General features: G+C 53.6%; 17 protein-coding genes. 8 read left to right on the top strand and 9 right to left on the bottom strand.

Translation table 11 applies throughout. The features are described 5' to 3' along the window. Positions 1-144: 144 nt before the first annotated feature. A complete protein-coding gene (locus tag L6H98_RS23680; RefSeq protein ID WP_236420149.1) occupies positions 145-1,215 on the bottom strand; it encodes a LacI family DNA-binding transcriptional regulator in 1,071 nt (356 codons plus the stop codon). A gap of 178 nt (positions 1,216-1,393) precedes the next feature. Between L6H98_RS23680 and L6H98_RS23675 the strand changes: the two genes are divergently transcribed. Next, entirely contained in the window at positions 1,394-2,713 is a 1,320-nt protein-coding gene (locus L6H98_RS23675; RefSeq protein WP_236420148.1) for a glycoside hydrolase family 125 protein, read from the top strand. Positions 2,714-2,787: 74 nt separating this feature from the next. Here the strand turns inward: L6H98_RS23675 and L6H98_RS23670 are convergent, their stop codons facing one another. Both L6H98_RS23670 and L6H98_RS23665 read right to left on the bottom strand, forming a co-directional pair. Further along, positions 2,788-3,843, bottom strand: coding sequence for a Gfo/Idh/MocA family oxidoreductase (locus L6H98_RS23670; RefSeq protein ID WP_236420147.1), 1,056 nt, complete (start codon positions 3,841-3,843; stop codon positions 2,788-2,790). A 39-nt stretch (positions 3,844-3,882) separates the two neighbouring features. Next, the gene (locus L6H98_RS23665; protein ID WP_236420146.1) at positions 3,883-4,770 is read right to left on the bottom strand and encodes a sugar phosphate isomerase/epimerase; all 888 of its coding nucleotides are present in this window, start codon (positions 4,768-4,770) and stop codon (positions 3,883-3,885) included. Between the two features lie 127 nt (positions 4,771-4,897). On the opposite strand from L6H98_RS23665, the gene L6H98_RS23660 reads away from it, so the two are divergent. Continuing rightward, positions 4,898-5,800 (top strand): AraC family transcriptional regulator, encoded by a 903-nt coding sequence (locus L6H98_RS23660; RefSeq protein ID WP_236420145.1) that lies wholly within the window; start codon positions 4,898-4,900, stop codon positions 5,798-5,800. A gap of 290 nt (positions 5,801-6,090) precedes the next feature. Here L6H98_RS23660 and L6H98_RS23655 read toward each other — a convergent pair whose 3' ends face one another. Beyond that, complete coding sequence (locus tag L6H98_RS23655) at positions 6,091-6,774, bottom strand: serine/threonine protein kinase (protein WP_236420144.1); 684 nt, start codon at positions 6,772-6,774, stop codon at positions 6,091-6,093. Between the two features lie 347 nt (positions 6,775-7,121). On the opposite strand from L6H98_RS23655, the gene L6H98_RS23650 reads away from it, so the two are divergent. Further along, on the top strand, positions 7,122-8,039 hold the full coding sequence (locus tag L6H98_RS23650) for a PD-(D/E)XK nuclease family protein (RefSeq protein WP_236420143.1): 918 nt from the start codon (positions 7,122-7,124) through the stop codon (positions 8,037-8,039). A 139-nt stretch (positions 8,040-8,178) separates the two neighbouring features. On the opposite strand, the gene ald is transcribed toward L6H98_RS23650, so the two are convergent. Continuing rightward, positions 8,179-9,312: an alanine dehydrogenase gene (ald, locus tag L6H98_RS23645; protein WP_236420142.1), complete on the bottom strand. Its 1,134-nt coding sequence runs from the start codon at positions 9,310-9,312 to the stop codon at positions 8,179-8,181. 411 nt (positions 9,313-9,723) lie between these two features. Beyond that, the gene (locus L6H98_RS23640; protein ID WP_236420141.1) at positions 9,724-10,008 is read right to left on the bottom strand and encodes a hypothetical protein; all 285 of its coding nucleotides are present in this window, start codon (positions 10,006-10,008) and stop codon (positions 9,724-9,726) included. Positions 10,009-10,375: 367 nt separating this feature from the next. On the opposite strand from L6H98_RS23640, the gene L6H98_RS23635 reads away from it, so the two are divergent. After that, positions 10,376-12,445, top strand: a complete 2,070-nt coding sequence (locus L6H98_RS23635) for an ATP-binding protein (protein WP_236420140.1) — start codon at positions 10,376-10,378, stop codon at positions 12,443-12,445. A 22-nt stretch (positions 12,446-12,467) separates the two neighbouring features. Here the strand turns inward: L6H98_RS23635 and L6H98_RS23630 are convergent, their stop codons facing one another. Both L6H98_RS23630 and L6H98_RS23625 read right to left on the bottom strand, forming a co-directional pair. Continuing rightward, positions 12,468-14,156 carry a sigma 54-interacting transcriptional regulator gene (locus L6H98_RS23630; RefSeq protein WP_236420139.1) on the bottom strand — a complete coding sequence of 563 codons (1,689 nt, stop codon included), beginning with the start codon at positions 14,154-14,156 and terminating at the stop codon, positions 12,468-12,470. A gap of 406 nt (positions 14,157-14,562) precedes the next feature. Beyond that, positions 14,563-15,486, bottom strand: a complete 924-nt coding sequence (locus L6H98_RS23625) for a proline dehydrogenase family protein (RefSeq protein ID WP_236420138.1) — start codon at positions 15,484-15,486, stop codon at positions 14,563-14,565. 250 nt (positions 15,487-15,736) lie between these two features. On the opposite strand from L6H98_RS23625, the gene pruA reads away from it, so the two are divergent. Both pruA and rpoN read left to right on the top strand, forming a co-directional pair. After that, entirely contained in the window at positions 15,737-17,284 is a 1,548-nt protein-coding gene (gene pruA, locus L6H98_RS23620; RefSeq protein WP_236420137.1) for an L-glutamate gamma-semialdehyde dehydrogenase, read from the top strand. Between the two features lie 326 nt (positions 17,285-17,610). Further along, a complete protein-coding gene (gene rpoN, locus L6H98_RS23615; RefSeq protein WP_236420136.1) occupies positions 17,611-18,912 on the top strand; it encodes an RNA polymerase factor sigma-54 in 1,302 nt (433 codons plus the stop codon). Between the two features lie 115 nt (positions 18,913-19,027). Here the strand turns inward: rpoN and L6H98_RS23610 are convergent, their stop codons facing one another. After that, positions 19,028-20,443: an aspartate ammonia-lyase gene (locus tag L6H98_RS23610; protein WP_236420135.1), complete on the bottom strand. Its 1,416-nt coding sequence runs from the start codon at positions 20,441-20,443 to the stop codon at positions 19,028-19,030. 330 nt (positions 20,444-20,773) lie between these two features. On the opposite strand from L6H98_RS23610, the gene L6H98_RS23605 reads away from it, so the two are divergent. After that, the gene (locus tag L6H98_RS23605; RefSeq protein WP_236420134.1) at positions 20,774-22,051 is read left to right on the top strand and encodes a methyl-accepting chemotaxis protein; all 1,278 of its coding nucleotides are present in this window, start codon (positions 20,774-20,776) and stop codon (positions 22,049-22,051) included. Between the two features lie 238 nt (positions 22,052-22,289). After that, the gene (locus tag L6H98_RS23600; RefSeq protein ID WP_236420133.1) at positions 22,290-23,144 is read left to right on the top strand and encodes a hypothetical protein; all 855 of its coding nucleotides are present in this window, start codon (positions 22,290-22,292) and stop codon (positions 23,142-23,144) included. The last annotated feature ends 155 nt before the right edge of the window (positions 23,145-23,299 follow it).

Raw genomic sequence — 23,299 nt, 5'->3', positions numbered from 1 at the left:
CGTAAGAGTCAAAATGGAGATGTAGAGACAAAGGAGCGAAAGCTTCCGGCACTGTTGTCCGGGAGAATTTCGCTCTTTTTTGTTGTTGAAGGTTCAGCATACGGCAAGTACCCATACCCCCGAGCCGAGCCCGTATGCTAGAAGCTACGCGGAGTCCCTTGGGATCAGGTTGGTGGACAGCATAATCGTTTCCCTCGGCGAACCGGGCCGCTCCATGCGGCGCTGCAGCGATTCGATTGCACGCTGCCCCAGCTCTTCCTTGCACAGGTGAACCGTTGTCAGGGGGGGAATCGCAGAGGCGGCCGCGTGTACGTTGTCGATGCCGAGCACACGGCAATCGCCTGGCACGGAGAAGCCCATGTCCTGCAGTTTGCGTATCCATCGCATCGCAATGTCGTCATTGACGCCAACCCAGGCGTCCGGGCGCTCTGCTTCAGGCAGCCGGCGAAACTCGTGGGCCAACTGTTCAAGCCAATCACCGTGCTCATAAGGAATGCTCCATTCGCGCAGCGCTGCGGTCACGCCATCTTGTGCTTGCGCCTGCTTGACCATCAGCTCCATGCCCATTCTGCGCTGGGCAAAGCTGGTGGCCCGGCCGTCGTCGGTGATCAGCCCGATTCGTTGGCAGCGGACGGACAGCAGGTATTGTGCGGCGGTCATGCCCGCCTCCAGGTTGTCATGGCTGACGGTGTCGCAGTTCAGGAGCGGATCATGGTGATCCACCAGAATGAGGGGGCGTCCCGTTTTCGACAGCCGCTTCATCACGGTATGCGGGAATGCACCCATGACAACGATCCCTGCGCAATGCGCCCAGTCGAGATGCGGAGCGAGGGCTTGCTCCGGCGGTAGGCGGTCATCATCGGCAGACAGTGAAGGCGAAACGATAGCATGATGCCATCCTCGTTCATCGCAGGCAGATATCATGCCGGACAGCACGCGCTGCCAATAATGCGGCTCGCTGAGATTGGATTGGTTCATGCAGATCAGGGCAAACAGCGGGCTCGGTGGCCTGTGAGGGTCTGCTCCAGCATTGGCTATCAGCGTAGACGTAATGCCTGGCGTGTGTTGGCGATATCCGAGCGTTCGGGCTAATTCGAGCACACGTGCGCGCGTTTCTTCGCTGACTCCCGATTTGCCGCCGAGGGCACGGGATACCGCATATTTGGACAGTCCGAGCTGGTCGGCCAGCGTTTGGATGGAAATTTTTCGTGACATGGCAAGGCTCCTTCATCGAAGAAAGTGATGTGAACGGCATGAACAATTGACGGACGTGTACATCCATAGTACATTACAAATATAATAACGTTATTATAATTTAGCATAACAAAAATAACAATATACATCCGCTCCACCTAAAAATCCAACCTAATTCATCCCAAGGGAGACGATATCGATGGAACAGTTCAGATTACCGCAGATTGCCATGCCGCGGCTGGAGCTGCCGCAGGCCGTACAAGATGTTTTGACTCAAGCGGAAGAGCGGTTGCGGGACAGGCCGCGATTGCTCCAGCAATTTCGCAACTGTTTTCCGAACACGCTGGAAACGACGACGAAGCTGCTGGACGACGGCACAACGTTTGTCATTACGGGGGACATTCCCGCGATGTGGCTGCGCGACTCGGTGGAGCAGGTGATGCACTACGTCCCGTTTGCCAAAAAGGATGCCCAGCTGCAGCGCATCATTGGCGGCTTGGTCAAACGGCATATGTTTTATGCCGAGATCGATCCGTATGCCAACGCGTTCAACGAAACGGCAAACGGCTGGCACTGGGATGCCAACGATGAGACTGAAATGTCCCCATGGGTATGGGAGCGGAAGTTTGAGCTGGATTCCCTCTGTTTTTCGATGCGGCTCGCATATGCGTATTGGCGGGAAACGGAATTGACGGACATCTTCGACGAACGCTTCAAACGGGTGATGGAAATGACGGTAAAGCTGTGGCAAACCGAGCAGCGGCATGCGGAACGGTCGCCCTATCGTTTCATGCGGCGCAATTGTCCTGCGCATGATACACTGCGCAATGAAGGGCTCGGCATGCCGGTCAATTATACCGGAATGATCTGGTCGGGCTTTCGCGCAAGCGACGATGCGTGCGATTTTCACTACAATATTCCGGCCAACATGTTTGCCGCCGTAACGTTGAAACAGATGGGAGAAATCGCAAGATGGGTATTCCGGGATGAACGGCTTGTGGGGAGGATGGCATCCTTGGAGGAGGAGATCCGGCATGGCATCGCGCTGTACGGCACCTACAACCATCCGGTATATGGCAAAATCTATGCTTATGAGACCGACGGCTACGGCAACTATTGCCTGATGGATGATGCGGGCACGCCCGGATTGATGTCCATTCCGTATTTCGGATACGTGCAGGCGGACGATCCCGTTTATCGGAATACGCGGCGGTTCATCCTCAGCAAGGACAATCCGTTTTATTTCGAAGGGAAAGCAGCCAAAGGCATCGGCAGCCCGCATACCCCCGAGGGTTATATCTGGCACATGGCACTGTCCATGCAGGGGCTTACGGCAGAGACTGACGAAGAAATGCTGGAGATGATCGGAGTGCTGGAAAGCACCGACGCAGGAACCGGGTACATGCATGAAGGTTTTGCTGCGGATGATCCGTCCACGTTTACGAGACCGTGGTTTGCCTGGTCGAACAGCCTGTTTGCCCAGCTTGTGCGCAAGGCAATGGATAAGGGGATTTTATAGCTGCGATAAAACAGGCCCACATCGCGGTGAATCCGCTGAAAGGGCCTGTTCTTTATTGTATTGAAAATCTATGCCTATACGCTGCCGAGCAGGTCAGCAATCCATACCTTTTGCCCGATGCGTGCGCTTTCCAGAGAGCCGAGCACCATGGCCATGCTGTACTGGTTGTCGCTGCAATGCGTTTCCGGCAAACGTCCGGTTTCGAGCGCGTCGAACATATCTTCCAGACAGCCGTGGTGTCCGGTTTTGTCCATGGCAGGAATCACGCCTTCAATTCGTTCGGCAGGCTGGAAAAAGGTCAGTTTCCCGTTCTCGTCCAAACGTTCCGTTACAACAGATTCTGCGTAAATCTCGTCGTGTCCGTTCCAGATGGCCGACCCTTTTTCCCCGATAACCCGCCAGGATGCTTCCCACGATGTGGGCGCGCCTTCGGCACACCATGAACCGCGGTAATTGAACACCGAGCCGTCGGACATTTCAAAAATGCATAAGGCCATGGCATGGCCCTTATACCACGAACCGGGAGGGTTGAATTCATGGCAGTAGACCGACACCGGATCGGCGCCGAGAATGAACCGGGCCTGATCGAAGGTGTGAATGGCCATGTCCAGCAGCAGCGGGCTGTCCATGATTTCACGGAAGCCGCCAAAATGCGGCCCGAGAAAGAAGTCGGCCCCGGCATAACCAACCTTGCCGATCGTGCCGTCCGCGATCAGGCTGCGATACGCCCGTATGCGCGGATCGAAGCGCCGATTCTGCATGACGGCTTGCAGCTGTCCCGTTTCGCCGGAGAGGCGCACGATATCCCGGCACTCGGGGATGGTTTCGGCCAACGGTTTCTCGCCGAACACGTGGCAGCCTTGCCGCAAGGCAGTCTTGGCAATGTTATAGTGGCTCGACGGTATCGTCACGTCGAAGACGATATTGGCTCCCGTAGCTGCAATGGCTTCGTTGATATCGGTGAACGTGGGGCAGTCCAGCCCGTGCCGCCCTGCAAGCGCAGCCGCCTGCTGCGGCTGAAGGTCCACCAGTCCGACGATGGCCGTATCCGGCCTTTGCATGGCATAGTCGACCCAGGTGCCCGACATGGCCCCGCATCCCGCCACGATGACCCGGTAACGTTCGTTCATGCGATCATCTCCTTTGTTTATGATGGTTTCGAGTCGACGTCACACGGGGTTTGGCACAAAGCTTCCCCCGCGACAGTGCTTCAAGTAGTTCAGCGCGTGCACCTGCCCGGTCATCTCCAGCTCGCCCTTGTAAACCGGATCATGCCAGCCTTCAATATCGATGGTTCCCTCGTAACCGTGCTGGCGCAAAATCGTGATGATATCCGACCAGTTGGTATCCCCGAAGCCTGGTGTGCGGTGCCAGACGAATTCATGCGGTCCATGAACGCCATGTTCCTTCACGACATCCCAAGCAATGGTTGCATCCTTGCCGTGCACATGAAACACTTTATGGGCCCATTTGCGCAATTGCGGAATCGGGTCGATCAGGCTGACCATTTGGTGGCAAGGCTCCCATTCCAGCCCGACATGCTCGTCGGGAACGGCATCGAACATCATTTCCCAAGCGGTTGGATTATGGGCGATATTCCAGTCCCCGCTCTGCCAGGTTCCGCCCATGTCGCAGTTTTCGAAGGCGATCCGCACGCCCCGGTCGGCAGCGCGTTTGGCCAATTCGCCGAAGACTTGCTTGAATTTGGGAATGGATTCGTCGATCGGACGTCCGGTCAGGCGGCCGGTGAAGCCGGAGACGATGGCTGCCCCGAACAGATGGGCATGGTCGATGGCCCGCTCCCAGCTCGCCAAGGTGTCGGCATTGTCTCCTTCTCCCGTAAGCGGATTGCCGAACACGCTGAGCGCCGAAATGACGACGTCATGTTCGTCGACCAGTTCGCGAACGCGTTTGGCCGTCTCGGTCAGGTCCACGGTTCCTGTCGTCTGCCAGAAGGTCAGGTTGAACGATTCGAAGCCGTGCGGCAAAATTTGCGGAATGACTCTTACGGCGTCCGCGCCGCCGACAAGCGTGCCTATGCGCAATGCTTTATTCATGGTTGAATTCACTCCAATATTGGCTTATAGTCTTCGTGACACACTCATTATAGCGGTGCATTTGCCGAATGGCTCTAAACGATCTTGTGCATTATTAGTCCGATTTTGTGGGGGAAGGGGAACATCGGTGACTGAGTTGAAAGCGCTTCACGAAAAAACGCGGATGGACCATAAATCACATCCGTTTCAGCTGTTTCAGAATCGATGCGCTGACAAGAAGGCAGGGGAATGCATATTGTATTTGCATTGGCACGAGCATTTTGAATTCATCGTGATGCGCAGGGGGGAAGCGCAATTCCATATCGACAGCAGGCCGTACACGGCGCGGGCCGGAGAAGTTCTCGCTATTCCTGCAGGAACGCTGCATGTCGGCTACGCGATGAATGACGGCGACGTGGACTACGATTCGGTGGTCGTCAACGCCGCTTTGTTTCAGGACTTCATCCATGACCCGGTGCATATCGGATATGTCGCGCCATATCTGGAGGGAAGGCTGCGTTTTCCGGTCAAACCCGCCGAACAGGATGAAGAATGCGCGCGCATCTACAGTCTGATTCACGAAGCGATCGAAGAGATGACGGAACAGCCGCCCGCTTACCAGCTGATGGTCAAATCCAAGCTGTACGCGCTGTTCACAATGCTGGCTCGCATGTTTTTGCCGCAGCAGCTCCCGAGCAAAGGGGGCGGTTCTTATTTTCCGAACAGGGAACGTTTCAAGCAGCTGATCGAGAAGATCGAGGCCGATCCCGCAGAGAGAGTATCCGTGGCCGAAGCCGCCGGCCAGGTCGGCCTGAATACGTATCATTTTTGCAAAATGTTCAAAAAGCTGACCGGGCGAACGTTCGTTGAATACGTTAACGGCTGCCGCATGATGCTCGCGGAGCGGCTTCTGAAAGAGAGCAGTCTGACGGTCACGGAGATCGCCGCACAGGTCGGCTGCGACAATGCCAATTATTTTACGAAGCTATATAAGAAATACAAAGGTGTGCCGCCATCGCGGGGACGTCAGGCAGCGGAGAATGGAAGCTGAATCTGGCCGTCCGTTTGCCATCTGCCGGCTCCTCTAACGAACCGTAGACACCTTATTCCGCCCGAATCGCCACGCTTCAAAATGTAACGAACTTCAGCCACGCTATTTGGAGCAAAATGCCACAAACCGCGCTTTCCAACCACAGATAACGTGCCTCAGGTTCGTTACCATTTCAAATGCTCCAATACATGCCCTATATCGTGTCTCATGTTTGTTAGGGCTAGTGCCGAACCATAACATAAAACATCCCCCGACATGGAGGTGGGGGGATGTTTTGGCTGCGGATGCTATCATTTCAGAAATCGCGAAAACAGGCGATTGGCCTTCTTGGACAAGTCCTCCAATTTGATATTGGCCTGATCCAGTTGGTTGTAGGCCCATTTAATCGTCTGCAGCATGCGCGGGGAGATCGGGGTGCCCTCAATGCGTGGATACACGTTGTAATAGGCCCAGACGAGATGCTCCCAGCGGTTGTCATTGCCGTCCTGGATATATTCCGAGACATCGAGCACCTTGGCTCGCCCGTTTTGGAGCAGTACGTTTTTCAAATGGATGTCGCGGGGGTTCAGCCCCCGTTCTCGGACCGCTGCACGTGCGGCGTCCACGTCGAGCATGACCTGCTCGGGTACAGGGATGCCTTGCTCCAGGCACTCCAGCAGCGTTGGTCCGGCTTCATGGCTGATTACGATCATGTTGGGGCCGCTGCCGTAATAGGTAGGAAAATAGGGCAGGCCGCGAAGCCGCTCATAGACTTTTTTTTCATGATCGAGCTTGTCCAGAGCATGATCCGAGTACACTTTGAAGGCGTATTGCGGCAACCCGTCATAGGCAAATACGGCTGCATCCGTGCCTGTGCCGATGCAACGGACGCCTTGGGCGCGCCCGATAATGTCGACGAGTTCGTTCCGGTCGCTTCCGATGACCCGGATCTGCTGCAACGCTTTTTCTGCCTGGAACCAATCGGGTTGATTCATGGGTGGTGCCTCCTTTGGGATATTGCCTGCAATCTATCTCATGCGGTTCACTGCGCAATTTCAGTGGTGATGAACGTATATTAACGATACGAATGAAATCCGAAACGGTTCCGATTCGAACCGGGGACGCTTTAGACGGATGACCAGCTAGCTTGCGGCGTTTTTGCCTGGTCCCTTATACTTGGTGCAGCAGCAGTTTTACATAAACTGCAATCACAAATCACACTTCAGAGATTGGTTCTGCCTCTCCGTTAACGTGTGAATGTTTTTTTGACGTTTATAGATGTTGTCCCGATCCATAAGCATCGATTGCACAAAAGTATAATCGCAGAAAGGTAGAATAAATCATGGCACAATATCCGCAGTGGTCTTATTCGCAGTCGCGGGCCAATATGTTCGATGAGTGCCTGCGCAAATATTATTATCATTATTATGGTGCCCACAATGGCTGGAAGACCGATCAAGCCGATGATATGACGGTCCGCCTTTATCGTTTGAAACAGCTCAGCAATCTGTATCTCGTCTTTGGTGACCTGGTGCACCGGATGTGCGAATCGGCCGTGCGCAGCAGGGATGAAGGACGAGAAAGGCCGCGCGTGCCTTTTCTGGAACAGACGATGCGCAAGCTGCTGAATGAGGCGTACGTACAGTCGTTGGACGCGGAGCAGTGGAGGCAGGATCCCAAAAACCGGGTTATGCTGTCCGAAATGTACTACGGGGACGACACGCTGCAGGAGCGGATCGGAACGATCAAAGACCGCATTACCGCCTGTGTGAACAGTCTGTACGATACGTTGACCTGGGAAGACCTGGCGCGCGCAAGCACGCAAATTCTGGAGATCGAGAAATGGGATACGATGATGCTGCACGATACGCGGGTGTACGTCAAGATGGACTTGCTGTATCGGAGAGGCAACGGCAACATCGTGATCGTGGATTGGAAAACGGGCAAGGAAGAAGATTTCTCGGACCAGCTCCTGCTGTATGCCGCATTTGTAAGAGAGCACTATCGGGTGCCGCTGGAGCAGATCGAGCTGCGGGTGGAGTATCTGCTGAACGGAACGCACAAGCAATATGCAGCTACGCAAGAGGATTTGGCGAGGGCGGAGGAAAAAGTCGGACGGTATATCGAGGAGATGAAGTCCTGTGTGGCGGACGAGTATTACAACAGGCCCAAAGACATTTCGTTCTTCACCCCGATGCCTTCGCGCCGGGCTTGCCGGGATTGCAATTTCCGCGAGGTATGCAGTGAACGCGTGATGTGAATTCAAACGGCCATTCCACATACCATGATGCATGCGAAAGAAACCGAAGCGCCAGCCTGGACCACCCACGGTCCGGACTGGCGCTTCATGCGTTCCACAGCCGGCAGCGGACTGCCATGTGGAACGGCAAGCGGCAAGATTACTGGACGTCGGCGCCGTCTTGCAGCACCTGTCCGGGCGGTACATAGGCGTGCCCGAGATCGCGGGCAACCGCCTCGTACGTGATATGTCCATTCAGCGCGTTCACCGCGCTGCGAATGGACGAACTGCCGCGAATCGCGGCGGCTGCACCCTGGTTTGCCAGCTGCAGCGCATAGGGCATGGTGGCGTTGGTCAGCGCCACCGTGGAAGTACGCGGAACGGCGCCAGGCATGTTCGCCACCGCGTAATGCACGACGCCATGTTTCACGTAAGTCGGATGGTCGTGAGTGGTGATGTGGTCGATCGTCTCGACGATCCCGCCCTGATCAATCGCCACGTCCACGATCACCGAACCGGGTGCCATGGCGGTGACCATCTGCTCGGTGACCAGCTTGGGCGCTTTGGCGCCCGGAATCAGCACCGCGCAGATGAGCAGGTCGGTTCCGGCCACGGCGGCCGCAATGTTGGACGGACTGGATACCAGCGTCTGAATCTGGTTGCCAAAAATATCGTCCAGCTGGCGCAGCCGATTCAGATTCAGATCGAGGATGGCGACGTCCGCTCCCAGCCCGATGGCGATTTTGGCCGCATTGGTGCCCACCGTGCCTCCGCCGATGATCGTAACCTTGCCGCGGCTCACGCCGGGCACGCCGGAGAGCAAAATGCCTTTGCCGCCTTTGGGCTTCTCCAGCAGTTGGGCACCGATCTGGGCTGCCATTCGCCCGGCGACCTCGCTCATCGGCGTGAGCAGCGGGAGCGATCCGTTGACTTCAAGCGTCTCGTAGGCCAAGGCCGTCACTCGGCTCTGCACCAGCGCAGCGGCCAGTTCGGGCTCTGCAGCCAAGTGCAGGTAGGTGAAGAGAATCAGTCCGGGACGGAAGTATTCGTACTCGCTGGCCAGCGGCTCCTTCACCTTAAGAATCATGTCGGCTTCCGCCCATACCGTCTTGGCCTGTGCCGTCACGACCGCGCCTGCGGCCTGATACTCGCCGTCGGTAAAGCCGCTGCCGAGTCCCGCACCTTGTTCAATGACCACCTGATGGCCGGCCCGGACGAAATCAGCGGCCCCGGCAGGGGTAATGGCAACGCGGTTTTCATTGTTTTTGATTTCTTTGGGAATTCCGATTCTCATAGCCATGCACCTCGTCCATGATAAGGTTGTTCGCTTACACGTTTAAGTGTATGAATAGAATGGCCGTTTGTCACCTTGCTTTATGTCTAATGTTTTGCAGGAAGGATTCAACATTTGCCGAAAACATCATTGAGGACACTTGTCCTCGGTGAATAAATGTGAAAAAATGACATTACAGAGGTAATTGCCATGGAACGATGATCGAAAGGTCTGATCCGCATCAATGTCATTCTCTTGCACGGACAAGCCGAAACAGAATCGATGTAAACCTGGATGGAAGGTTGCGAATGGAGGCTGCATGCATTCCTTTGACATGGGATGGAGAGGATGGATCGGTCCAACATGTTTGCCTTTCAAACCGTCTGTTAGGTGAAGGCACATGCATGGACCGTACGGAAATCGCGTAATGGTTTAATAATTTCTGCTGACTCGGCGAATCTGGTCAAAATCCGGTTTCGGTATGGCGGAGCGGAACTGGGACCGGCGGCCCCGGAATAGTTTCGGCTGATTTGCGAAAGGGGCCAGCGTTAACGAATCGGGGGCAACCAAACGGTATGGGGCAGTTTCGCGCTCGGCAGGGACGGGGTGTTTCATTGATTCGGATGCTGCGGTATGTTGGCGAAGCCATTCATGAAGGGAATCACTGCTGATTCCGAGTTGTCCGCTCAGATTACAGATGTCGAGTTGTTTTCTCACATAAATCCGCCTTTCTGGAATATCGGGCTAATGGGCTTGAAAGGAAGCGTGATCATATGGCTGCGGCTCAATAGTTTCAACTCCGTGCAGCATGCAGCGACAATGAGGGAGTTGGTCTCGACTGGTACAGACACGAACTTCGGCTATAAGCGTTCGGTCTCCCGGAACCTTCGATCGGCGTTTATTTACATGAAAGAACGGAAACGGCTGGTGAAAAAGCGCTTTCCCGTTGATGTCTGATGTTATTTTCTATAAATTGGCTTTTATCGAAATTTTATCATTTGCAGTGTCGTTGTGCGTCTCAATATAGTCTCAATTTTAGATGAAATGATTGTAAAAGTATCAGGACTCAGTACGGAGGCTACGGATGGAAAACAGTGACGAGAGACGGTTTGACAGCCACTTTGATCATGACAAACGTTTTGTTGGACGAGCGAAGGAATTGAAGTTGTTGAATCGCTGGTTTGGCGATCCGGGAGCACCCCTTACCATTTTTTCGGTGACGGGTATGGGGGGGATCGGGAAATCCTCGCTGCTGTCGGAAATGCTGGAGATATCCCGTGACCGGGGAGCAACGGCCATCTGGATGGACGGCAGGTCCTGCGGTCCGACGCCTTCGATCTTTTTGGAATACCTCTCTTCAACGATCGGACTGGAGATGATGGGGAGCGAAAGCGAGTTCGGTCCGCTGCATGTTCTGACTCAAGCCTCGGCTCGGAATAGGCTGGTGATTGCCGTGGACAATTATGAAGAGCTGGCTTTGCTGGAGCATTGGTTCATGGAAGTGTTTGTCTCCAAGCTGCCGACCAGCGGCGTATTGATCGTGCTCGCTTCGCGCCCAGAGCCTGTGCTGACATGGAAATCGCACCCCCGCTTGCAGCAGCTTTTTGTGCGGATGCCCTTGCAGCATTTTACGGATGAGGAAATTACGGCATATATTGCAGGGGCAGGATTGCCGAACCGAAGCGTTGAAGGCAAGATAGCGCGCATGACGGACGGCCATCCGCTGGGGCTTGCCTTGGCGGTTGAGGCAGCGGACCAAAGCCGGGATGTGCCGTTATCCGAGTGGACGGAAATGTCGCACGCGATCAGCGCCAGGCTGCTGCTGGAGCTGACGTCGCCGCGGCTGCACCCGATGATCGAGGTGCTGACGCTTCTGGAAACCGCAAATCAGGAAGTGTTGTCCGCCGTGCTGCAATCCGAGGTGACTACCGAGGAATATCACGCCCTGCGGCGCATGTCTTTTATTCGTTCCGGCCCGAACGGTTTGGCCTTGCATGACATGGCAAGAATTCATCTGCTTCGGGACTTCAGGCAGCGTGAACCCCGGCGCCTGCAGCAGATGCGTGTACGGATCGCCAATCTGTTAAGGCCGCTGCATGAAAAGGCGAGATCGCATGATCAGCGGCAAATCGCAAGAAAGATGCTGCTGTTATGCCAGGAATCGATGCTGCAGCATCGCCAATACGCAGACGTGTCGGCGGATGCCTTGTTTACGCCGATGGAAGTGATGCGGACCGAGGATTTGCCTGCGCTTCAACGTTTGATGCAGCATTGGACCGAGTATAGCGTGGAGCCTTGGCAGGCGCCTCCTTACAGACCGTTTTTGGACGAGTTGGCCGAACGTTATCCGGAAGGAATTGTGCTCATGCGGGACAGGTCGGGTGACCCGATCTCCATGTTTATTACCGTGCTTGTGCATCGGGAGAGCAGCAAGCTGCTGATGAAATATTTCCCTGCCGAGATGCAGGAGTGCTTCACCCCCGAAGAGCTGGATTGTGACCCGGACCAGACGGATACGCATTATGCCGTTATGGTTACGGCAAAAAACGATGTAAGGGGATACACGCGGGAAGAACTCGTCGGATATATGTGCCTGGACCGGCTGTCCCTGCTTGGCGATGGGACCAGGGTTATGCTGGTGGCGACCAATCCGTATCTTAAACTGTTTTTGCAGAGCATCGGCTTTCAAATGAGAAAAACCCGAAGCCGCGTTTGTGATTTGTATGACCAGCCTGCGGATGTCATGTACCTGGATTTTCGCAATGGCCGATTCGGAGATTGGGTGATGTCACTGCTGAATCCGGAAACGGAGAACGGGAAATTTCATCAGGACGCTGCGGGCGAGAAACGACAGGCCTGGTCCGAGGCAGATATGCGTAAAATGTTGTCCAACTTGCATTCCCCGGCAGATTTGCAGGAATATGCTGCGCAAATGAAAGACATGAAGGATGGCGTGCAGCTGCAATTGCATATTCTGGACATGCTGGAGGGACGAAAGCCGGGGATTAGCGCTCAGGACCAACGGTTGCTGCATGCCCACTATTGGACGCATGCCGGCAATCCGACTGCCGCGGCTGAGGCTTGCTCCATGAGCAGGGCCACTTTTTATCGCCACTTGCGCAATGCGTTGATCCGATTGGCGCGAATGATATAGATGGACAATCCGAAGAGGCCGGTCACAGACCGAGCCTCTTCATGCGGTTATAGAGCGTTGCCCTGGAAATGCCGAGCCGCTTCGCCAGCATACGTTTGTTGCCTCCAACCGTTTCCAGGCATTGCAGCAGAAGATCCGATTCGTATGTCTCCATCTGCTTTTTATAGGCCAGGGGGGAGACTTCGAAGAGCAGACCTTCGTTTCCGGCTTGGTTTGTATCGGGCACGTCCCCGGCCGAATGGAGAGAGGACCGTGCTGGCATGGATCGAAGCGGCATGCTCCCTCCCGTTGTGGACGGTTTCGGATCCATGGAAGCGGTGAGGGATTCCGGCAAATATTCAGGCCTGACCTCTCCGTCCGTCGTCAGGATGGCAATGCGTTCGATCACGTTTCGGAGTTCCCTGACGTTTCCGGGCCAGTCATAGCTGAAGAGCATCTTGAACACTTCCGAAGGGAGCGATTCGATATGGCGGTTGTATAGCAGGGAAAACTCTTGAAGGAATGTCCGCGTCAATTCGTATATGTCTTCCTTGCGCATGCGCAGCGGAGGGATGACGAGATTGATGACATTCAGACGATAGTAGAGATCTTCCCGAAACTGGTTGTTCGCAATCATGCCTAACAGGTTTTGATTGGTAGCGGCGATAATCCGGCAATTGGCCTGCTTCATTCGCGTTCCGCCAACGGGAAAGTAACTTTTCTCTTGCAGCACGCGCAGCAGCTTTACCTGAAGCTCCAAGGGCATTTCGCCGATTTCGTCCAAAAAGAGCGTGCCTCCGTCGGCGAGTTCAATTTTCCCCTTTTTACCTTTGGGGTCAGCACCGGAAAATGCCCCTTTCTCGTATCCGAACAACTCGCTCTCAAATAAGGAAGCGGGTATGGCACCGCAGTTAATGGCAATAAAAGGTGCAGTCTGCGGTTCGCGCAGCTCATGAATGGCTTTGGCGAACAACTCCTTGCCTGTCCCGCTCTCCCCGAGAATAAGCACGGTAGCCGAGGTTGTACTGATCTTGCGAATCGTTTCCAGACACTGCTTCAGTCCCGGACTGCTGCCCTTGATTCCCGCAAACGGATCGGAATCGGGGCGCAGACGGGCGACCGTCTTCTCCAAATGCTGGACTTTGGATGACATATGTAACAATTCCTGGTGCAGGCGAATTTCAGTGGTGATGTCTACTTCGGCCGCAACCGCGCCCACGATGCATCCATCGAGCACCACTGGACGCGCGTTGATGAGGGCAAACAGATCGGACCGGGGCTGATGCTGTTTGCGGTAGACCGTTTCGCCGGTATACAACGTTTTGAGCGACTGAAGCCGCTCAGGCGGGAAGAAGTCTGCAGCCGGCTGCCCGACGATGTCTTCTTTGCGGATGGAAAAAACGTGTTCGGCACCGGACGTCCAATACGCCACCTTCGCTTCTTCATCGATCAGGGTCAGCGCTGAACCTGCGGTTTCCAACGTGGTTTCCAAATAAGCCTCCAAGAGGCGATGAGCCTGCAGCATGTGCTGCAAAACATCCGCTGCGACAATGTATCCCTGCGGCGGGCCTTCGTCTTGAATCAACAAGTAAGGACTCTCATTGAAACAGGCAATAACCTCGGCCCAATTTGCAGAAGAAGGGATTACAGGCAGGGGAAGGGAAGGATCCCGATCCCACTTTCTCAGGTCTGTCCGCAAAAGGGACATGAGGTCAGGAAGCAAATGTTTCATCGGTTTCACCTCAGTCGAAGCATCACGATTAGACACGTTACTGTTGCACTGGCCAAATTGCAATGCGCATGATGGTTGAGAAATAATCGTTGCACATATTATATCGCTTAAACCAACTGGTGTATATATTTTTTGACATGGAGCGTAGGGGTTAAAGGAAGACACTCACGAGTGGATTGGAATGGCAAACGGTTTCATTGAGGTTCAAGTCAAGAAACATTACATTTTGGTGTGATTCGTATCATCGAATATAAGGTTGAGGTGTCCTGAATTTTGGACATTTCCATGCTGGGATGCTTATTTTTTTTGACATTGCGTCAAGCTGGCGTTGCGTGCGGTCCCCAATCGAAAAAAAACATGCGGCCCCCAAAAGTGGACCACATGGTTTTTCTTTCAAAGTCTTCGTCTATCTGAACATGTTTTTAACGACCATCCAGAGATTTGCCGGTTTCTCGGCCAGACGCCGCGTGTAATACGGGTACCACATGGTTCCGTAGGGAACGTAGCAGCGAACGCGATACCCTTCCCGAGCGAGCCTCTCCTGTTCGTTCATGCGCAGTCCGTATAACATTTGAAACTCGAATGCATCGGGAGAGATGGCGCGGTCTTTGGCGTACTGTTTGGTCCATGAAATAAGTTGATCATCGTGAGAGGCAACCGCCGTGTAGACGCCTTGGTCGAGATGCTGGCGAATCATGGATTTGAACTGTTCCATGACTTCGGAGGCGTTCTGATAAGCTACTGCGGCAGGCTCTTTGTATGCCCCCTTAACGAGGCGGAGCTTGATGCCTTCACGGATCATGTCCCGCGTATCCTGCTCGCTCCTGTGCAAATAGGCTTGCAGCACGGTCCCCGTGTTATCGAGCCCTTCTGCGTGAAGACGGCGAACGATGTCCAAGGTAGCCTGGGTAAACGGGCTGTCCTCCATATCGATCCGCACGAAAAGATCATGCAGCTTGGCCTCGGCGGCCACCGCACGGATATTCCGATATCCCTCTTCAGGATCAAGCGCAAGGCCCATCTGGGTTGGCTTCAAAGACACGTTGGAGTTGACGCGATAGCGCGTGATGCCCTCCACGAGCCGAATGTATTCGTCCCGGTACAAGGCTGCCTCGCTCAAACGGGTAATGCCCTCCCCCAGATGGTCCAATGTGGCCATAATGCCTTTGTTGTTCAGGATGCGAATTTCTTCGAGAGCTTCATCCAGCGTGCTGCCTGCGATAAATTTGCTTGCCAGCCTTTTGCCGTATTTGACGGACAGACGCTCGACGGTTTTATTGCCTGCGACGGTCAGCAACGTTTTGCGGTACATTTCCGTTCCCATACTCATGGGGGCTTCCTCCTTATGATCATACTGCTTATGCTTCTGATACGAAGCAAGAATCATGCCAAATGCTGCAATCTCAAAAATAATCCTTCCCCCGATTGGAGTTGGCACGGAACTTGCTACATATATTGGGTGATAAGCAAAACGCATGGCAATCCAGGATATATAAGCCGCAAATAATCAAAACACACGTTAACGGAGAGGCAGAACCAATCTGGGCCTGCGAACCCAACATTTGAAGGAGGAATCATTCATGAACATTCCTTTTGTTAACGAACCGTTCACGCCATTTAGCATCCCGGCCAATAAGGAAGCATTCGAACAAGCGCTGCGCAAGGTGGAATCCGAACTCGGAAAAGACTATCCCCTTATCATTGGCGGGCAAAAAATAACGAGTCCCCGTAGGTTAAACTCCGTGAACCCCGCCGCCAAGCATCAGGTCGTTGGCACCGTTTATCAGGCAGACCGGGAACTGGCGGAGCGGGCTGTTCAGACGGCTGCCGAGACGTTTAACCGCTGGAAGCATACCGATCCGAACGAACGCGCACGGTATTTATATAAGGCAGCAGCGATCATGCGCCGCCGCAAGCATGAGTTTTCCGCCTGGATGGTATATGAAGCGGGCAAAACATGGCCTGAAGCAGATGCGGACACGGCCGAGGCCATCGATTTCATGGAATTTTACGCCAGGGAAATGCAGCGCCTCAGCGAACCCCAGCCCTTGACCCGCATTGCAGGCGAAGACAATGAGCTGTCGTATATCCCGCTAGGCGTAGGCGTCGTCATTCCGCCGTGGAATTTCCCGCTCGCCATCATGGCTGGCATGACGTCGGCCGCGTTCGTTTCCGGCAATACCGTCGTTTTGAAACCGGCCAGCACTACGCCGGTAATTGCGGCCAAATTCATGGAACTGCTGGCTGAAGCGGGCGTGCCGGATGGCGTCGTGAATTATTTGCCGGGGCCGGGCAGCGAAGTGGGGGATTATTTGGTCGATCATGCGTTAACGCGTTTCATCAGCTTTACGGGCTCCAAAGATGTCGGTTTGCGAATCAATGAACGCGCAGCCCGCACGGCGCCGGGACAGAAATGGATCAAACGGGTGATTGCCGAAATGGGAGGCAAGGATTCCATCATCGTGGACGGCGAAAGCGATCTGGAGCTGGCTGCGGAATCCATTACCGCATCGGCGTTCGGGTTCTCCGGCCAGAAATGTTCCGCGTGTTCCCGTGCCATCGTTCATAAAGATGTATATGATGAAGTGCTGCGCAAAGTGATTGAGCGGACGAAGAAGCTTTCGATGGGCAGTCCGGTTGAAGCAGGAAGCCATGTGGGTCCCGTCATTGACGACAAGGCCTATGCCAAAATCAAGGAATATATTGAAGTGGGCAAACAAGAAGGACGATTGATGCTCGGCGGGGAAACAGGGGATGTCCAAGGTTATTTTATCGAGCCAACCATTTTTGCCGATGTCGATCCGCTCGCCCGAATTGCGCAGGAGGAAATTTTTGGACCGGTGCTGGCCTTTATTAAGGCAAACACATTTGAAGAGGCGCTGCAAATAGCGAACAATACCGATTATGGCCTGACAGGTGCGGTTATCTCGCGTAATCGTGAACATCTGGAGCTGGCGCGGCGCGAGTTTTTCGCAGGCAATCTGTATTTCAACCGGAAATGCACGGGCGCATTGGTAGGCACCCATCCGTTCGGGGGATTCAATATGTCAGGGACGGATTCAAAAGCAGGCGGCAGAGATTATTTGCTGCTTTTCACGCAGGCGAAGCTGGTGTCGGAAAAATATTAGAAGGAACTATATAAACCGCAAAAAACAAACACACGTTAACGGAGAGGCAGAACCAATCTGGAGAAGCAAAGCGTTCTAAAAGCTTTCTGAAAGAAAGCTGCATCGGAAGCATAGGCTTATCACCGGATTTTTCCCTTTGAAAAAAGGGATCAAAAAAATCTGGGGATAACAGTGATCGGAAGATGGTTCTGACCACGTAGTGACTCCGTGTAAAAATCATCGGTTCAACTTATATAGAGCCGACATTGCTTTTATGTTACCATTTCCAGAACATGCAGCCTGATCATGATGCCAAAGCTGCCGAGCGGTGCTAAGGGGGAAAACGTATGTTAGGTGTTAAGTTGTTACAGGAACAGCGTTTTCGGCTGGCCATTACGCCTGAGATGAAACGGTCCTTTCATTTGCTGACGTTGTCCAATCAGGATTTGGTCCGTTATTTGCTGGATGCAGCGGATGCGAATCCGCTCCTTGAAGTCGAAGGACACTCTGCGCCGCTGGCCCGACTCCCGCGGAGCATGGATCGCAGGAAGCACGATGGCTATGAACCGTTGCTTCAGGCGCGTGGGGCTGAACCCACGTTGGAGCATTTCCTGGCCGCCCAAGTGCGTTTGCTGGACCTCCCGCCCGCGCTAACGGCCACAGCGGAATACCTGGCTGGCTGCGTGAACGACGACGGTTATCTCACGTTGGACCTGACGGAAGCAGCATCGGCGCTCGGCATATCCGTGGATGAGGCGGCTGAAGGGCTCGAGGTTCTTCAATCGCTGGACCCGGCAGGCGTGGGGGCCCGCAGTCTGCAAGAATGCTTGCTGCTTCAGATCAGGCGCGCCTCGATCGTTGATCGGCATGCCGAGCGGATGGTGGAAGCGGGTTTGTCAGAGCTGGTTCCTTTCCATCCGGGAAAAGCAGGGGCACGACTCGCGATGACTGCAAGCGAAGCCAAGTCCGCATATGATTACATTACGCGGCTTGATCCCAAGCCTTGTCGTTCCATCGGCTGCACTGCACCTCCCCATTACGTTATTCCGGATGCTGTTGCGGAGCTGCGTGATGGCGAAGTCCGCTTGGAATTCCACTCGGCCGGAAACCTCCGCATATCGATGAATGAAGCGTGTTCTCGCTGGGTCAGGCAAGTAGGTACGGGCGAGATTTGGGCGGAACGGGCCGCAGAGGCGCGGGCGATCATTCGCAGTGTGCAGCTTCGGCGCAAAACGTTGATGCGTGTTCTCGCTGCGGTGATGGAAGAGCAGGAGCTTTTTTTGCATCAAGGGCCGTCCGGTCTGAAGCCGCTCAACTTGGCGATGATTGCGGAGAAGATCGGCATGCATGAATCAACGGTGAGCCGTGCCGTTCAAGGGAAATATATCCGGACGCCGCATGGCATGTTTGAATGGAAGGCCTTTTTTGCCACGGCCATCGGAACAGACGATGGGGATCGAACATCTGCCGCGGCGGCCAAATGGCGGTTAAAAGAATTGATTCGCATGGAGCAGGCCGATCGCCCGCACTCGGACAGCCGATTGGCGGAGCTGCTTGCCGGGGAAGGCATCGTCGTCTCGCGCAGAACGGTGGCGAAGTATAGGGAGGAGCTCCGGATTCTGCCTTCGCGTGAGCGCAAACGCCGATAATAGGCGCGCTCTTATCCCGTTTCCGAAACAAATAGCCCCTGCGAACCGGGTTGACGGCGCAGGGGCTGTTCTTCGTTTACATCGGATTGAATACATCCACGTCAGTAGAAACCTACTACATGTTGCGCAGGAAACGTTCGCCAGCGATTCCTGGCGTGGTCATTTGCTCCGGATGCAAAATCTCTTCGAGCTCTTCCGGCGTCAACAGTCCGCGCTCCAGGATGATTTCTTGCAGGGTTGCGCCTGTTTTCAGCGCTTCTTTCACGATTGATGCCGCCACGTCATAACCGAGATGCGGATTGAGAGCAGTAATGACGCTGAAGCTTTGCTTCATAATTTGCGCACAGCGTTCGCGGTTCGCTTCCATCTCTTCCACGGCATATCGCGTGAATACGTCGATGCCGTTATTCATAATTTTCAGCGATTGCAGCAGGTTGAAGGCGATCACGGGACCCATAACGTTCAGCTCGAATTGTCCGGCTTCGCATGCCATGCAGATCGTGTGATCGTTTCCCATCACCTGGAATGCCACCTGGTTGATCACCTCGGCCATCACGGGATTGACTTTGCCCGGCATGATGGACGAGCCCGGCTGGCGTGGAGGCAGGCGAAGCTCGTTGAACCCGGCACGCGGGCCGGAGGCCATCATGCGAATGTCGTTGCAGATTTTGGACAGGTTGACCGCACAGACCTTGAGGGCTGCGGACAGCTCCATGTAGGCATCCGTATTTTGAGTGGCGTCGACGAGATCGTCGGCCGTTTTCAGTTTCAGCCCGGTCGCTTCGGATAAATGCTCCGTCACTTTGGCGATATATTCAGGTTTGGCATTAAGCCCCGTTCCAACCGCGGTTGCGCCAAGGTTGATGGTTAACAAGCGTTGGTTCGCATATTCCAAGCGTTCCATGTCTCGCCCGAGCACTCGTGCATACGCGCCGAATTCTTGCCCCAGACGGATCGGAACCGCATCCTGCAGATGGGTACGTCCGACTTTGACGACATCATTGAATTCCTTCTCCTTCTTGAAGAAGGCATCCTGAAGGCGTTTCATCGTGGCAAGCAGCGTTTCGGACAGCTGATAGGCCGCGATGCGCAAGGCCGTCGGAATGACGTCGTTCGTGGATTGGGACATGTTCACGTGGTTGTTCGGGTTGCAGTGGAAATAGTCTCCTTTGCTCTGCAGCAGCAGCTCGAGTCCGCGGTTGGCCAAAATTTCGTTCATATTCATATTCATGGAAGTGCCTGCACCGCCCTGAATGGAGTCAACAATAAAATGATCCAGATGATGGCCTTTCATCATTTCTTCGGCAGCCATGACGATGACGTCGCCGATTTTGCGCGGCAGCATCTTGAGTTCCATATTCGTTACCGCAGCAGCCTTTTTGACGGCGGCCAGGGCGATGACCAGTTCCCTGTGCACCGCGACTCCGGTAATCGGGAAGTTCTCGACCGCCCGTACCGTCTGAATACCGTAATAGGCATAAGCAGGAATTTCTTTTTCACCGATAAAATCTTTTTCGGTTCTAGTGGACATTTTGTTCGCCTCCAGTGGCATCCAATAATTGGTGGACCTCGGCATTGCCGAAGCGCACTCAGTATATCATTTAAGCAAAAAGGTTGCCAATCTAAAACATTTTACGCATTTTGCCGATAAATAATTAAAATTATAAATAATCATTCGAGATGTGCGACATCAGCTTTGGACGGGCTCGAAGTGCCTTGAATGCCGCGGATGATAGCGCAATCATTATTTTGTTCGAAAAAGGCGTCGGGGAGGGCGATTTCAACGTTGTCAGTGATATATGTTACATGTTTTCTGGTTATTAACTGGTAATCTAGGAAAAAAGGACTAAGAGGTGCGAGGATGAAGTGGACTTTAGGCGCAAAAACGGTCGCAGGTTTAGTACTGATCTCGGTTATTACGTACGGAACTAGCGCTTTTTTTATATTCTTTCTGAAGGATTGGTTTGCATTTAATATTCCAGATTGGTTATATATATCGATCGTGCTGATCCTGGGGGTATGCTGGAACGGAATACTGGGTTGGGGCGCTTCCCGCTGGTTGACCCGTCCGATCAAACATTTGGCCACCGCTGCCAAACAAGTCTCTTCGGGCGATTTGACCGTCACGATCCCGAAGCGGCAGACACAGGATGAAATCACGGTTCTGTACGATGCGTTCGGGGGCATGGTCAGCAATCTGAGGGATATCGTCAACGATATTGCGGAAAGCACCCGCACGACTTCGCAAAACGCCCAGTCGCTCAGCGAAGCGATCACCCAAGCGGCTGCCCAGATCGAGATGATGTCCGATGCCGTTGACCATATCGCCGTTGGCGTCGAGCAGCAGAAGGTAACTTCCCGTCAATCGCTCGCGATGGCCGATGAAATGCTGACGGATTTTCAGGACATGCACGGCCAATCCGTGAGCATGACCGATCTGTCGGGGCAGATGGAACGTTCGGTGGTTCAAACGAAAGAGACGTTTTCATCGTTGATGAACGGCATGGAGGAACTGACTGCTTCCCATGACCGTTCCAGAGAAATCATGCTGCTGCTTGAAAAGGAAGCGTCCGATATTGAAGTTATTACTCAATCCGTTAAGAACATTGCGGAAGAAACCGGGCTGCTTGCCCTTAATGCTTCCATCGAGGCTGCGCGCGCGGGCGAGGAAGGTTCAGGCTTTGCGGTCGTTGCCCAGCAAATTCGCAAGCTGGCAGATGAGAGCAAGCAGTCCGTACACCGTATCAACGAATTGATCAGCCGCGTGCAGCAGCGAATTCGGGATACCGCGCAGTTGATTCACGTCCAGCACGGGCTGGTCGTAAGCGAATCGCAGCGTACCGTGACGGTGGACGAGACGTTGCACGTACTTACGGGCGCGGTGGAAGTGTTCATGCAAGGGGCCAACAAGATCGGCTCCCAGATTGCGGAACAGACCTCCAGGGTAGAGCAAACCCATGGCCATGTGAAGCAAATCCAGGGGAAAGCAAGTTCATTCTCGGATGAAGCGAAACGAATCATGGATGCGGCACATGAAGAAACGGCGATCATGCAGGAGATTTCTTCATCGGCCGAAGAACTGAGACAATTGACCGATCGTTTGCTGGACAAAACGAAAGCATTCCGGATGCAGCCTTGAGCTGATCCGGGGTGCTTTTTTCTTGATTCGTACCTGTTCAAAGAGACGTCTTTGACGGTGATTCCCCCTATTTTTAGCCAATATTTTGCTTGTCATGCTAAAACACGAACATTCTTTCGTGAAAATGAATATATGTAAAGTTTTTTTTATGAAACATTAACAAATTCGCAACGTGTGGGCTATAAATGACTATATAATAAGGTAGTATTCAATGAAAAATATGAAGGAGCCCAGCATATTGAAAACTTGGACAGGTATCCTGCTGATGATCGTTTTGGCGGTAGCCATAATTAGTGCAGTATCGACTGCTCACTCTACGAACGAACAGGCTGAGCAGCTTCCCATAGATAACCCATCAAGCCAGGCCGAAGCGGTCGCGGCATCCAATATAGATAATGACAGTGACAATGACGAAGAAGCTTTACTCCACTCCAATGAAATTCTCCAAGACACGGACAATGTTTCGATTGCACCCGAGAATGAAAACATTCGATTATACCCTATGCAGGTTGAAGGTTCTGGATATATCTATAACGGCATTACATTAGAAGTCAATGGAAAAGAACAGCATTTTCCGGCCTGGAAAGCAGAGGGAGGATCGTACAAACCGGAAGTCCATGAGCTGGATCTGAATGGAGACGGACGGAAAGAAATTTTGGTGCTGCTCACGGCAGGCCACGGGACAGGCGTTTATTTGGGAAAAGCTTATATTGTCGATCCGGATACGCTGACAGAAATGAACATGCAGCCATTGGAAGAGGTCGTGCAGCAGCATGTTGCTTCCCGAGTCAACGTTACTCCGGGGAAAGTGGATATCAACGTTGATATCGACGGGAAACCTGCCGCGTCCACCCGTTTGGAGGAAGAAACGGAAGGCGTGGATTACAATCAAGAACTTGAATTTGGCAGTGTCGTGTACTACAGCATCGATCAAGATCGCTTGACCGTATCCGCTTCGGGAGCATATTCCTTTGGCATGTACGGCGGGGAACTGCGTTTTCGTTATGAGTTCATGGACGGGCAGTGGAAGGCAACCGGACTGGATTTCAATTCAGACACGTATGAAGAGGAGTACACGCAATCGTTTGATTGATGTTTGCCAGGTGAATGACAAAGAAAACAGAAATAAGAGGCTGAAAAAAAAGAAGGACAACAGCCTCTATTTGTGCTGTCCAGAATTGCCGCAAGCGAGCGGCTTTATGAAGAAGAAACACCGCTGGCATCCCACATTCCCGGGACATCCCCAGG

The sequence above is a fragment of the Paenibacillus sp. JJ-223 genome, assembly GCF_927798175.1.
GTDB classification, from domain to species: domain Bacteria; phylum Bacillota; class Bacilli; order Paenibacillales; family Paenibacillaceae; genus Paenibacillus; species Paenibacillus hubeiensis.
This window is presented reverse-complemented; position numbering and strand designations above follow the sequence as displayed.

Coding starts and splice junctions, on each gene's coding strand:
- L6H98_RS23630 (WP_236420139.1), bottom strand. CDS start 14,156: ATGAAACATTTGCTTCCTGACCTCATGTCCCTTTTGCGGACAGACCTG.
- L6H98_RS23665 (WP_236420146.1), bottom strand. CDS start 4,770: ATGAATAAAGCATTGCGCATAGGCACGCTTGTCGGCGGCGCGGACGCC.
- L6H98_RS23610 (WP_236420135.1), bottom strand. CDS start 20,443: ATGTCCACTAGAACCGAAAAAGATTTTATCGGTGAAAAAGAAATTCCT.
- L6H98_RS23680 (WP_236420149.1), bottom strand. CDS start 1,215: ATGTCACGAAAAATTTCCATCCAAACGCTGGCCGACCAGCTCGGACTG.
- rpoN (WP_236420136.1), top strand. CDS start 17,611: ATGTTAGGTGTTAAGTTGTTACAGGAACAGCGTTTTCGGCTGGCCATT.
- L6H98_RS23635 (WP_236420140.1), top strand. CDS start 10,376: ATGGAAAACAGTGACGAGAGACGGTTTGACAGCCACTTTGATCATGAC.
- L6H98_RS23605 (WP_236420134.1), top strand. CDS start 20,774: ATGAAGTGGACTTTAGGCGCAAAAACGGTCGCAGGTTTAGTACTGATC.
- pruA (WP_236420137.1), top strand. CDS start 15,737: ATGAACATTCCTTTTGTTAACGAACCGTTCACGCCATTTAGCATCCCG.
- L6H98_RS23655 (WP_236420144.1), bottom strand. CDS start 6,774: ATGAATCAACCCGATTGGTTCCAGGCAGAAAAAGCGTTGCAGCAGATC.
- ald (WP_236420142.1), bottom strand. CDS start 9,312: ATGAGAATCGGAATTCCCAAAGAAATCAAAAACAATGAAAACCGCGTT.
- L6H98_RS23625 (WP_236420138.1), bottom strand. CDS start 15,486: ATGAGTATGGGAACGGAAATGTACCGCAAAACGTTGCTGACCGTCGCA.
- L6H98_RS23650 (WP_236420143.1), top strand. CDS start 7,122: ATGGCACAATATCCGCAGTGGTCTTATTCGCAGTCGCGGGCCAATATG.
- L6H98_RS23675 (WP_236420148.1), top strand. CDS start 1,394: ATGGAACAGTTCAGATTACCGCAGATTGCCATGCCGCGGCTGGAGCTG.
- L6H98_RS23670 (WP_236420147.1), bottom strand. CDS start 3,843: ATGAACGAACGTTACCGGGTCATCGTGGCGGGATGCGGGGCCATGTCG.